Genomic DNA, 12,137 nt, shown 5'->3' on the forward strand with positions numbered 1-12,137 from the left:
GTGTATTTGCTGGATACCAACATAATCAGCGAGATGCGGAAAATCAAACGCGGCACGGCAGACAAAGGGCTTACCTCTTGGCTTGCCACCGCCGACAGCGGCGTTTTCTACACCAGCCCTATTGTTGTGATGGAGCTTGAGCGGGGCATTTTGCTGATGGAGCGCAAAAACCAAACACAAGGAGCGGCATTGCGGGCATGGTATGGCGCAGTAATGGCCGAAATGTTCGCAGGCCGCATCTTGCCCATAGACCGCAACACCGCCGCTATTTGCGCCAAACTTCACACCCCCAACCCAGCCCCTGAAAACGATGCACGGATAGCGGCAACAGCCATACAGCACCGCCTTACATTGGTAACACGCAACACGGCGGATTTTAGAAACACTAAGACCGAACTGTTTAACCCATTTGCAGTTTAAGGCCGTCTGAAAGTATTTTTTGAGTTATCGGGAGTGAAAAAATGAATCAATGGGGAAGTTACGGTTATCTTTTGGAATATGCTGAGAGCGGGCATAGTTTCAGCATCTATGACGTAGCGGAAGATATTGAAAAGACAAGAGCAGGATAAGAAGATTGTTTACATATACCCTCCACAAAAAAGAAAGAAAAAACAATATCAGAGCAGCAGGTATCTGAAATAGAGCGAAATTTAAAAGAATCCAGAGAGATGCACAAAAAGGCCAAACGACTGAGAGATGAAGCGCAAAAAGAGAAAGACAAAGCAGAAAGGCTTAAAAGGGAGCATAAAAAGACACTTGAACAACACATAAAAAGAGCATCTAAGCAGGTTCAAATAGTAGAGAACGATAACAAGCAGCTTAGAGAAAGCCTTGCAAACAGCAAATTGGAATTAGCACGGGCCAAAAATGAATTAAAAATATACGAAAGCATGAAACACCACACGCCAAGCGGTGATGTTGTTATTTTAGAAAATGAGATTATCGCAAAGCTGAAGGCCGAGAATGCAAAGCCCAAGAAAACATACAAGCCGCCGATGGTAGAAATCGAAAGAAAAGGTAGAGAAATAGCGCGGCGCGACTTACAGAGAGCCGCGCTGGAAGCAGCAAAAGAAAAACAATTGATAAAAGAATCCAACAGAAAAGCCGCGCTTGCCCGACACGCAAAAACAAACAAACTAAAAGCACAGGCGATACGGGAGTACAAAGACAGCGGGTTAAGCAAAAATCAGTTTGCCAAACAAGCCGCGTCAAGATTTTATGTATCTGAATCAACGATGCGGAAAAACTGGCTGCAAGGCGTTTTAGCCATTGAGCGATACGCGAAAAACCCATACCCTATGCGCGTAAAAGCCTACTCTATGCGCGCATAGGGTATTATTTTGTCTAAAATTTCTTGAAAAAATGTAGCCATATTCCAACCACGCCCAAACGGGCAGAAAGCGATTGAATTAGGGCAAACACAATCTTGCGCCAACTTGAAGTAATCAAACGGCTAGGCATTTCGGTAAGCACGCTTTGGTACCGTTTAGACCCCAAAAACCGCCGCCACGACCCGATATGCCCCGCCCTTTCAGGCGGAAAAGCTATCGGCATCGGGCAAAACGCGGTTTATGCGAATATTACGGAATCGGCCGCAAATCTTTCCTGCTTTTCCTGAAAGAATGGGGGGTCGGTTTAACTTCGGCACACCGTCCGGGCAGCTTGAAACGCTGCGGGAATTGGTGTGGGATTTAAGGGCTAATCTACATAACTCCTAATCCTAAATATACGCACTCGGGCCGTCTGAAACGTTTCAGACGGCCCGAGTGCGTATTGAAAGATATTGGGGAAAAAATTAATTCAGATAAGGCATGGGATTGACCGCCTTGCCGTTAATCCGCACTTCAAAGTGCAGCTTCACGCGCTCGGCATCGGTGTCGCCCATCATGCCGATAACCTGCCCCGCGCGCACGGTTTGGTCTTTCTGCACCGAAATGCTCTGGTTGTGGGCATAAGCCGTTAATGTGCTGCTGTTGTGGCTGATAAGAATCAGCTTGCCGTAGCCGCGCAAGCCTTCGCCTGCATACAGTACTTTCCCCGCTGCCGCAGATTTTATCGGCGTGCCGGCTTCGCCGCCGATATCGATGCCTTTATTGGATCCGCCGTTATACGCTGCGATAATATTGGCGCGGCCGTTGTCCACCGGCCATTGCAGGTTGAGCCGGTTGGTGGGGGCAACGGTGGTTTCCCCTGCGGCAGAACCTGCCGGGGCACGCGCAGAAGTTGATGCGGAGCCGGGGCTGCCTTTCGGGCGCACGCGCAACACTTGGCCGACTTCGATTTTGGTGGGATCGCTCAGATTGTTCCAGGCGGCCAGCGTTTGCGCGCTTTGGCCGAAACGCAGGCCGATGCGGTAAAGGTTGTCGCCGCTTTGCACCCGGTAATGCCCTTCGGGAACGGGGCCGGAGGCGGTTGAGGAAGTGCCTGCGCAGGCAGCCAAAGCAAATGCGGCGGCGGCAAGCAGAAAGGTGGTTAATTTTGAGGGGAAAGCAGTTTGTGTGTTCATGGTGTAAGGATAGCAGATTTCGGCGGCCGCCCGAATGCCGGCGCGGCCTGTTGTTGGGAATACCAGTTTGAGCGCATGTATTTTACCCGTTTTCACATCGAAAATGCTTGAAAGCGCGCCGGCAGGGCTTTATTTTATAAAAAACGGCACCCCCGGTCGCGCCGCCGTTTCGGAGTTTATGCGCGGCAATACAATAATAAGGAGTTTGCACAATGCGATTTTTCGGTATCGGTTTTCTGGTGCTGTTGTTTTTGGAAATCATGTCTATCGTGTGGGTGGCCGACTGGCTGGGCGGCGGCATTGCGCTGGCGTTGATGATATTGAGCTTTATGGCAGGCGTGATGATGCTGCGCCACACCGGTCTCTCGGGCGTTTTGCTGGCGGGTGCCGCCATGAGAAGCGGCAATGGGATTTCGCTCTACCAAATGTTATGGCCCATCCGTTATGCCGTTGCCGCGCTGCTGCTGATGAGCCCAGGTTTTGTGTCGTTGGCCATCGCCCTGATTCTGCTGCTGCCGGTTAAAGGCAAACCGATTGCCCAAATGAACACAACCGGGGGCACTTTCGGCTCCGCCGATAATCCTTTCCGCCGCACCCCGGGCGGCAGCGGCGACATCATTGAAGGCGAATACACCGTTACCGAGCCGTCTGAAAAACCAAAACAAGACTATATCGAACACAAACCCGATTAATCAATCGTTACACTACACTGCATTTAAAGCGGCTCAGGCCGTCTGAAACTTTTTTCAGACGGCCTGAGTTTTTTACCCCGCTCCAACCATTGGGCCGTACAGCGGCACTGCGCTGCAGCAAAGCAACGCAAAACGTGCAGCCCGCCCCCGAGCCGATACAGCACATAGCGGCTCTGCATGCCCGAGCCACCGGCAGTTTCACCGCCCTGCTCCCATTCTGTGTGATTTCACCATTTCGTGCCGCATCGGTTTAAAACCCGCCGGCCATGCTATACAATAGCCTCTCCATATCAGCCTTATCGGGGAACTCTATGAGCAACATCAGACAAGCACCCAGCAGCATCGCGCCTGATCTCGATAATTACCACAAATGGCTCAACGGCTACACCGCCCAATTAAACGACAACGATGCCCAAATCCTGCTCAACGCCCGCAAGCTGGCCGAAACACATTACCCAGTCGATGCCCTCACCCCCCATGGCGAGCCGCTGCTGAGCCATGTTTTGGGCGCAGCGCAGATGGTGGCAGAAATGGATTTGCTGCCCGAGGCCGTCGCCGCCGCCATACTCACCGATATTCCTTCATTTATCGGAAACTGGCAGGAAACCGTAACCGAAAAATGCGGTGCAGCCGTATGCAGCCTGGTAGAAGGCATACACGAAGTGCAGAAACTTACCCACTTCGCCCGCATCGACAGTCTCGCCACACCCGAAGAACGCACCCGGCAGGCCGAAGCCATGCGCAAAATGCTGCTGGCAATGGTGGGCGACATCCGCGTGGTGCTCATCAAACTTGCGCTGCGCACCCGCACCATGCAGTTTATCGGCACCCTGCCCGACAGCCCCGAACGGCGCGCGTTGGCCAAAGAAACGCTGGATATTTTTGCGCCGCTCGCCAACCGCCTGGGCGTGTGGCAGCTCAAATGGCAGCTCGAAGATTTGGGCTTCCGCCACCAAAACCCCGAGCAATACAAAGAAATAGCCCGCCTACTCGATGAAAAGCGCACCGAGCGGCTCGAATACATCGAACACTTTCTGCAAACCCTGCGCAACGAGCTCAACAAATACCCGATCCGCTACGATGTGGCCGGCCGCCCCAAGCATATTTATTCCATCTATAAAAAAATGGTGAAAAAAAAGGTGGGCTTTGACGGGCTTTACGACATCCGCGCCGTGCGCATTCTGGTAAACAGCATTCCCGAATGCTACACCACGCTGGGCATCGTCCACAGCCTGTGGCAGCCTGTGCCCGGCGAGTTTGACGACTACATCGCCCAACCCAAAGGCAACGGCTACAAAAGCCTGCACACGGTTGTCATCGGCCCCGAAGACAAAGGCGTGGAAGTGCAGATACGCACTTTCGACATGCACCGCTTCAACGAATTCGGCGTGGCCGCCCACTGGCGTTATAAAGAAGGCGGCAAAGGAGACGGTGCCTACGAGCAGAAAATCGCCTGGCTGCGCCAACTGCTCGAATGGCGCGAAAACATGGCCGACAACAGCCGCGAAGATTTGGCCGGCGCATTCCGCACCGAGCTTTTCAACGACACCATTTATGTGCTCACGCCGCACGGCAAAGTATTGTCGCTGCCTGCCGGCTCCACCCCCATCGACTTCGCCTACGCCCTGCACAGCAGCATCGGCGACCGCTGCCGGGGCGCAAAAGTAGACGGCCAGATTGTGCCGCTCTCCACCCCGCTCGAAAACGGCCGGCGGGTGGAAATCATCACCGCCAAAGAAGGCTCTCCATCGGTAAACTGGCTTTACGAAGGCTGGGTCAAATCTTCCCGCGCCATCAACAAAATCCGCGCCTTCATCCGCCAGCAAAATGCCGATGCCGTGCGCGAAAACGGCCGCAACCAGCTTGAAAAACAATTGGTTAAATTATCGACCAAGCCCAATCTGCAAGATTTGGCCGAAAAGCTGGGCTTTAAGAAAATCGATGACCTCCACACCGCCATAGGCCAAGGCGAAGTGTCGCCGCGCGCCATTCAGAAAGCCTGCGGCACGCTGGTCGAGCCCCCGCCGCCGCCCCTGAGCGAAACCACCATCGTCAAGCAGTCGAAAATCAAAAAAGGCGGTAAAAACGGCGTGTTGGTTGACGGCGAAGACGGCCTGATGACCACCCTGGCCAAATGCTGCAAACCGGCACCACCCGACAACATCACCGGCTTCGTTACGCGCGGACGGGGCATTTCGATACACCGCAGCAACTGCACATCGTTCAAACATCTGGCCGAACAGTCGCCCGACAAAGTGCTCACCGCCCAATGGGCGCAAACCCACGAAGGGCAGGTTTTCGCCGTGGATGTGGAAATCCGCGCCCAAGACCGCAGCGGCCTGCTGCGCGATGTTTCCGACACCCTCGCCCGCCACAAACTCAACGTAACCTCCGTGCAAACCCACAGCCGCGATTTGGAAGCAAGCATGCGTTTCACGCTGGAAGTGCGCCAGGTGGGCGACCTGCCGCGCGTTTTGGCAAGCCTGGCCGAAGTAAAAGGCGTGTTGAGCGTTACACGGCTGTGATTGCAAAACGCTTTATCTGTGCAAGCCGCGCTTCCGTCTTTGCCGGCCCGGGTATGCGCAGACAGTGCAGGCAGCACGGCAAACAGGCGTGGCAAAATAAGCGCAGCAGGCCGTCTGAACGCATTTTTCAGACGGCCTGCTGCCAAACGAAGCCCCGGCAATACCTGCCGTCCCGCCACACCAGATCTGCCCCGGGTATCCGTTGGTTTTCACGCCGAAACATATTTGCAGGCGGATTCGGGCGTGGGAAATATGCTTCAACAGCCCGGTAGCAAACCGAGCAAAAGCCGCCCTCAGGCTTGCCTGCTCTAGATTCACTCAGGCCGTCTGAACGCATTTTCAGACGGCCTGAGATGTCGGTAAAGGCCGGGCTGTTTGCACACTCTATGCCTGAGCACTGTTATTTTTCTGCCGAAATGATGGCTTTGGGAGGTCCGGATACGCCGCAAACAACGCCGCCCCTTCGGCATTTTCGGCTATTCCCGCAATGGGCTGCGGGCAAAAACGAATCATGCACACCATGCGGGCATTTTTCACAACCAACGGCACAGGCCGTCTGAAAAAATGTTCAGACGGCCTGCGGTTACCGATACCGAACGCGCTAACCCAATGAAACCATTTCAATCTGATCCATGCTGCGCCCCAAAAAACGCTCGCCTATGGTGCGGAACCGCAACGGGATGTCGCTCACATAAAAGCGGTAGTCGGGCGAGGTGTTGTGGGGGTTGAGCAAGCCGGCTTCGGCCAACGCTTCGGCTGCGGCTTGGGCGGTGGTGAGTGCGGAATCCACCAGCATTACCCCCGGCGCTTCTTCGCGCAGCAGCGGTTTTAACAGCGGATAGTGGGTGCAGCCCAACACCAGTGTGTCGATATCGTCAGCCAGCAGGGGCTTGAGGTATTCGCGCGCAGTCAGCCGGGTTACTTGGTGGTCGAGCCAGCCCTCTTCCACCAGCGGCACCAGCAGCGGGCAGGCCTGCGACTGCACGCGCGCACCGGGGTTGCGGCTGTGGATGGCGCGGGCATAGGCATTGCTGTTTACCGTGGTGCTGGTGGCAATGATGCCGATATGGCCGTTGCGGGTGGTGTGCAGCGCGGCTTGGGCACCGGCACTGATCACATCGAGCACAGGCATATTGCCCGCTGCCGAACGCACTTTCTGCCCGGCCACGGCGGCGATGGTGTTGCAGGCGATAACCAGCGCCTTTACCTCGTTCTGCAACAGAAAATCAACGATTTGCGAAGTGAAGGCTTCGATGGTGGCGCGGGATTTCACACCGTAGGGCACACGGGCGGTGTCGCCGAAATAAATAATGTTTTCCATCGGCAGACGCTCCATCAGCGCGCGCACATTGGTCAGCCCGCCCACGCCGGAATCGAATACGCCGATGGGGCGTTGTTTGGTGGTGTTGTCCATATTGTTAGTCTGGCCGTCTGAAAGGCCGGCAGCCGTTTTCAGACGGCCTCGGCTGTTGGTTGGTGGTGTGCGATTGTACACCGTTTCAAGCACCCTATCGCAAACCCGCTTCATCTCCGGCACACAGCCGCAGGCCGGCAAGCCGGCTCTGCATTGTTTGGGCGGCTTGCAAAACCGTTCTTTTCGAAACAGGCATCATCACGCCGTAACGCCGCTAAAGCGCATCCGGCACCCTGCCCGACCCTGCCGGCGCGCAAGGCCGCCGTAACGGCTTCTTAATCGAATTTATCGTTTTTTACGGTTTCCAAGCCATCTGAATTGACGCATAATTCGGCCTGATTTCCACAACTCTTACCGCAAGCGAGAAACCGATATGGATTTGGCACAAACCACCCGTTTCCTGCCCGATGAAGATGCCACACTGCAACTGGGCGAAAGCTGGGCCGCCACCGTTATGCCGCCTTTGGTGGTGTATCTGCAAGGCGGCTTGGGCGCAGGCAAAACCACTTTCACCCGCGGCCTGCTGCGCGGTGCCGGTTACAAAGGCGCGGCCAAAAGCCCCACCTACACCCTTGTCGAATCCTATCCGCTGCCCCGTTTCACCCTGCTGCACCATTTCGACCTCTACCGCTTCGCTTCGCCCGAAGAATGGCAGGACGCGGGGTTGGACGATTTATTCGCTTCCAACTGCCTGTGCCTGATCGAATGGCCGCAACAAGGCGGCACTTACGTTCCGGCCGCCGACCTTACGGTGATGCTCGAACCCGACGGCTCCGGCCGCCAATGCACACTTACCGCACACACCGAAAAAGGCAAGAAAAGTTTAGAAACATGGTTAAATTAACACGCCGCCAAATCGTCCGCCGCGCTGCGGCGGGCTTATTGTTTACCCTCACCCCCATCGGCGCACCCGCCAAAGCCGCCGCCCCGCAGTTTGTAGCCGTGCGTATTTGGCCCGCCAGTGCCTACACCCGCATCACGCTTGAATCTTCGCAGTCTCTCAAATACAAACACTTCGCACTCGACAACCCGGCTCGTTTGGTGGTCGATATCGAGGGCGCGACACTCAACGGCGTATTGCAGGGCATGGCCGCCAAAGTGCAGCGCAACGACCCCTATATCCGCAGCATTCGTGTCGGCCAAAACACTGCCACCACCGTGCGCATGGTGATCGATCTCAAGCAGCCCGCCAACCCGCAGGTGTTCACGCTTGCCCCCGTGGCCAACTTCCGCCACCGCCTGGTAATGGACTTATACCCCTCCGCCGCCACCGCGCTGGCCGCCGAAGCCGATGACCCCCTGATGGCGCTCTTAAATGACTATTCGCAAGGCAAAATCCGCAGCGACGGCACCGGCAGCACCCCGCCCGTACGCGAACGCCGGCCCGCCGTCACCGACAACACCCCGCCGCCTGCCACTTCCCCCCCCGCCGTCCCGCACCGCCACGACCGCCGCCCCGTTATCGTGCTCGATCCCGGCCACGGCGGCGAAGACCCCGGCGCCATCGGCAGCAGCGGCCTGCGCGAAAAAGACGTGGTGCTCTCCATCGCCCGCGAAACCAAAAAACGCCTCGATGCCATGGGCTACCGCACCTACATGACCCGCAACGAAGACATCTTTATCCCGCTGGGTGTGCGCGTGGCCAAAGCCCGCCAGCTCAAAGCCGATGTGTTCGTATCCATTCATGCCGATGCGTTCACCAGCCCCAGCGCGCGCGGCACCGGCGTTTACGCCCTCAGCACCAAAGGCGCCACCAGCGCGGCAGCCCGCTTTCTCGCCCAAACCCAAAACAGTGCCGACTTAATCGGCGGCGTGCAGAGAGTGGGCAACCGTCAGGTAGACAGCGCCCTGCTCGATATGACCCAAACCGCCACCATCAAAGACAGCATGGCGCTCGGCCGCAGCGTATTGGGCGAATTGGGCAAACTCAACAAACTGCACAAAGGCCATGTGGACCAGGCCAACTTCGCCGTTTTGCGCGCGCCCGATATTCCTTCGATTTTGGTGGAGACCGCCTTTATTTCCAACCCCACCGAAGAGAGCCTGCTGGCCAGCCCTTCATTCCGCCAAAAAAGCGCCCAAGCCATCGCCAACGGCGTGAGGGCTTATTTGGGCAAAGCCGTTTTGGCGCGCAGATAGCCTCTCCGGCATATCGAAAGCCGCGCTTAGCATACAGGCCGTCTGAAAGATTGAATTGCTTTCAGACGGCCTGCACCTTTGGGCCATACACCCCGCATCGGCCGAGAATATTTCCCCGCCTGCTCCGCCATCCCCGGGTTCCACGCTGACGCCTGCCCTTCCGAACAAGGAAAACAGATGCCCGAAACAGGCATGGTTGCGGCGGTTGCGCTGAAAACACGATGGTGGAAACAAGCGGGTTTTGTATTGCTGCGTTTCGCGGTCATACCCTGCCGCCCCGTGTTGGAAAACGAAGTTGGATTGGGCGGATTGATCGGCTGCAGAACAGGCCGGGGTTGAAGCCATAACGGCGGCGGCCTGCTTTGCCGTGCCGGTGTCCCGGCGGTTAAAACTTTAACGCAATGGCTGCACGGCTTGCGCCAAAACAAAGGCCGTCTGAAAAATAAATCTTTCAGACGGCCTTAGCCCGAGCCGGTCAGCGGCGGTACACCAAACGGTAGTATGTTTCTCCGTTTTGGATATAGCCCAAATCTACGCGGGCGATTTCGGCAATGGCGTCCTGCCCTTGGGCGAGATCGTCCACCTCGGCCTGCAAGGCGTTGTTGCGCAAAGTGAGCGCCCGGTTTTTCTCTTCCTGGCCGGCCACTTCATCCTGCAAGCGCCACATATCGCGCCAGCCGCCTTTGGAAATCCAAAGGCTGTATTGGAACCATGTGATCGCGGCGATTAAAACCAGTGTTACCCACTTCATGCATTAGGCCTTATTTGCTCAGTTGGTAAAACGCGGCACGACCGGGGTAATAGGCGGCTTCGGCCAGCTCTTCTTCGATACGCAGCAGCTGGTTGTATTTGGCCATGCGGTCGGAACGGCTCAAAGAGCCGGTTTTAATCTGCATACAGTTGGTGGCCACGGCCAAATCGGCGATGGTGGAATCTTCGGTTTCGCCCGAGCGGTGGCTCATCACGCTGGCGTAGCGGTTGCGTTTGGCCAAATCAACGGCCTTGAGGGTTTCGCTCAGAGTGCCGATCTGATTCACTTTCACCAACAGCGCATTGGCGATACCCTGTCCGATGCCTTCGGCCAGGATTTTGGGGTTGGTGACGAAAAGATCATCGCCCACGAGCTGCACACGTTTGCCGAGTTTTTCGGTGAGGTGTTTCCAGCCCGCCCAGTCATTTTCGTCCATGCCGTCTTCGATGGAAATAATGGGATAGGCATCGGCCAGTTTGGCAAGGTAGTCGGCGAACTCTTCGCTGCTCAAGGCCAAACCTTCGGCGCTCAGGTGGTATTTACCGTCTTTATAGAATTCGCTGGAGGCGCAGTCTAAGGCAAACACCACATCTTCGCCGGGCGTATAGCCTGCGGCACCCACGGCTTCCTGCATCAGCTGCAGGGCTTCTTCATGGCTGCCCAAGTTGGGTGCAAAACCGCCTTCATCGCCGACGGTGGTGGGAAAACCTTTGCTGTCACACAGTTTTTTCAGCGCATGGAAAATTTCGGCACCGCAGCGCAGGGCTTCGCGGAAGCTTTTCGCACCCACGGACATAATCATAAATTCTTGAATATCGAGGCTGTTGTTGGCGTGTGCGCCGCCGTTGATCACATTCATCATCGGCACGGGCATCGCCATCGGGCCGGCACCGCCCAAATAGCGGTAAAGCGGCAGGCCGGCATCTTCGGCGGCAGCACGGGCAACGGCCATCGACACGGCCAGCGTGGCATTGGCGCCCAGGCGGCCTTTGTTGTCGGTGCCGTCCAGCTCAATCATCACCTGGTCGATATAGCTTTGTTCGGATGCATCCAGCCCGATTAGGGCTTGGGCGATTTCGTTATTAACGTGTTCCACGGCCTGCAATACGCCTTTGCCCAGATAGCGGCTTTTATCGCCGTCACGCAGCTCAAGAGCCTCTTTTTGACCGGTCGATGCGCCGCTGGGCACGGCGGCACGACCCATCACGCCGCTTTCGAGCAGCACATCGCATTCAACGGTGGGGTTGCCGCGTGAATCGAGAATTTCGCGGGCGAAAATATCAACAATTGCACTCATGGGAAAGTTCTCCTGAATAATCGGATCGTGTATTAAAAAGACTGCCTGTTTTTAGGCTATTAAGCTATGGTGTTATGAATCATAAATGCCGACCAGATAAGCCGTTTCAAGAATATGACCCTGCATGGCGAAATGAAGTTCATTATAACGAAAGCCGGGCTTCAAATTCAATTTGGTATCCAGAGCATAAACGTAAAGCTCGTAGCGGTGCGGCTTATCGGGCGGCGCCATACCGCCGTAGGCCGAGGCTTCAGCAATAGAGAATTTGTTGATTTTACTGGCCCAACTGTTTGCCCCTTGGGTAAAATCTTTTGCCGAAATGCTTTCGTTTTCCAGAACCGATGTCCGCTGCAAATCTGCAATCAACCAGTGTGTCCACACAAACCCTGCAACTTGCGCAGCATCTTTGTCTTCAAAAACAACAGCAAAGGATTTGGTCTGTTTTGGTGCATTTTTAATTTCGAACGGTATCGAATAAGAAGGCATACCGTTTGCCGTGAACTGCGAACCGCGTTTGCCGTATTTGTTTAAAAATTTACCGTTTTGTATACCACTGCTGACAACCTGCATTTTACGGGAAGGACTGCTTTTACTCTTCAGCCCGGCTGCGGCTGAGGCAGGAACAAATCCTGCAAGCCCTATGACTCCTGCTGCCTTGAGAAGCTGCCGCTTTTGCACATCTGACGGTTTTGCGGGGAAATTGGTATTTTTCATCTTTGGTCTCCTGAAATACCGGGCAATCATGTCCGATTGATACGATTTGGCTTTCCTACCGTTAGACGCCGTAAATCAAGCAGACCTTACAGCCCCATC

The 12,137-nt window shown here is 55.6% G+C and carries 12 protein-coding genes; 7 read left to right on the top strand and 5 right to left on the bottom strand.

Annotated elements, in window-relative coordinates:
- Nucleotides 1–420 carry a type II toxin-antitoxin system VapC family toxin gene (locus H7A79_RS08190; RefSeq protein ID WP_186999912.1) on the top strand — a complete coding sequence of 140 codons (420 nt, stop codon included), beginning with the start codon at nucleotides 1–3 and terminating at the stop codon, nucleotides 418–420.
- A gap of 248 nt (nucleotides 421–668) precedes the next feature.
- A complete protein-coding gene (locus H7A79_RS08195; protein WP_186999913.1) occupies nucleotides 669–1,331 on the top strand; it encodes a hypothetical protein in 663 nt (220 codons plus the stop codon).
- A gap of 464 nt (nucleotides 1,332–1,795) precedes the next feature.
- On the opposite strand, the gene H7A79_RS08200 is transcribed toward H7A79_RS08195, so the two are convergent.
- Nucleotides 1,796–2,506 (bottom strand): M23 family metallopeptidase, encoded by a 711-nt coding sequence (locus H7A79_RS08200; RefSeq protein WP_187001663.1) that lies wholly within the window; start codon nucleotides 2,504–2,506, stop codon nucleotides 1,796–1,798.
- Nucleotides 2,507–2,718: 212 nt separating this feature from the next.
- On the opposite strand from H7A79_RS08200, the gene H7A79_RS08205 reads away from it, so the two are divergent.
- On the top strand, nucleotides 2,719–3,198 hold the full coding sequence (locus H7A79_RS08205; RefSeq protein WP_135037271.1) for an FxsA family protein: 480 nt from the start codon (nucleotides 2,719–2,721) through the stop codon (nucleotides 3,196–3,198).
- Between the two features lie 311 nt (nucleotides 3,199–3,509).
- Entirely contained in the window at nucleotides 3,510–5,723 is a 2,214-nt protein-coding gene (locus tag H7A79_RS08210; protein WP_135037268.1) for a RelA/SpoT family protein, read from the top strand.
- Nucleotides 5,724–6,324: 601 nt separating this feature from the next.
- On the opposite strand, the gene murI is transcribed toward H7A79_RS08210, so the two are convergent.
- On the bottom strand, nucleotides 6,325–7,137 hold the full coding sequence (gene murI, locus H7A79_RS08215; protein WP_187001664.1) for a glutamate racemase: 813 nt from the start codon (nucleotides 7,135–7,137) through the stop codon (nucleotides 6,325–6,327).
- A 373-nt stretch (nucleotides 7,138–7,510) separates the two neighbouring features.
- Here murI and tsaE point away from each other — a divergent pair, with 373 nt between their 5' ends.
- The 3 genes from tsaE to H7A79_RS08230 all read left to right on the top strand — a co-directional run bounded on the left by tsaE (nucleotide 7,511) and on the right by H7A79_RS08230 (nucleotide 9,615).
- Nucleotides 7,511–7,981, top strand: a complete 471-nt coding sequence (tsaE, locus tag H7A79_RS08220) for a tRNA (adenosine(37)-N6)-threonylcarbamoyltransferase complex ATPase subunit type 1 TsaE (RefSeq protein ID WP_186999914.1) — start codon at nucleotides 7,511–7,513, stop codon at nucleotides 7,979–7,981.
- Entirely contained in the window at nucleotides 7,969–9,276 is a 1,308-nt protein-coding gene (locus H7A79_RS08225; RefSeq protein ID WP_186999915.1) for an N-acetylmuramoyl-L-alanine amidase, read from the top strand. The genes tsaE and H7A79_RS08225 overlap by 13 nt, the downstream gene beginning before the upstream one ends.
- A 78-nt stretch (nucleotides 9,277–9,354) precedes the next feature.
- Entirely contained in the window at nucleotides 9,355–9,615 is a 261-nt protein-coding gene (locus H7A79_RS08230; RefSeq protein ID WP_186999916.1) for a hypothetical protein, read from the top strand.
- A gap of 136 nt (nucleotides 9,616–9,751) precedes the next feature.
- Here the strand turns inward: H7A79_RS08230 and ftsB are convergent, their stop codons facing one another.
- From ftsB to H7A79_RS08245, 3 genes are all read right to left on the bottom strand, one after another.
- Nucleotides 9,752–10,027, bottom strand: a complete 276-nt coding sequence (gene ftsB / locus H7A79_RS08235) for a cell division protein FtsB (protein WP_135033379.1) — start codon at nucleotides 10,025–10,027, stop codon at nucleotides 9,752–9,754.
- 10 nt (nucleotides 10,028–10,037) lie between these two features.
- Nucleotides 10,038–11,324: a phosphopyruvate hydratase gene (gene eno / locus H7A79_RS08240; RefSeq protein ID WP_186999917.1), complete on the bottom strand. Its 1,287-nt coding sequence runs from the start codon at nucleotides 11,322–11,324 to the stop codon at nucleotides 10,038–10,040.
- Nucleotides 11,325–11,396: 72 nt separating this feature from the next.
- Nucleotides 11,397–11,894, bottom strand: coding sequence for a YbhB/YbcL family Raf kinase inhibitor-like protein (locus tag H7A79_RS08245; protein ID WP_187001665.1), 498 nt, complete (start codon nucleotides 11,892–11,894; stop codon nucleotides 11,397–11,399).
- Nucleotides 11,895–12,137: the final 243 nt, after the last annotated feature.

Origin of the sequence: Neisseria musculi (genome assembly GCF_014297595.2) — a bacterium.
GTDB classification, from domain to species: domain Bacteria; phylum Pseudomonadota; class Gammaproteobacteria; order Burkholderiales; family Neisseriaceae; genus Neisseria; species Neisseria musculi.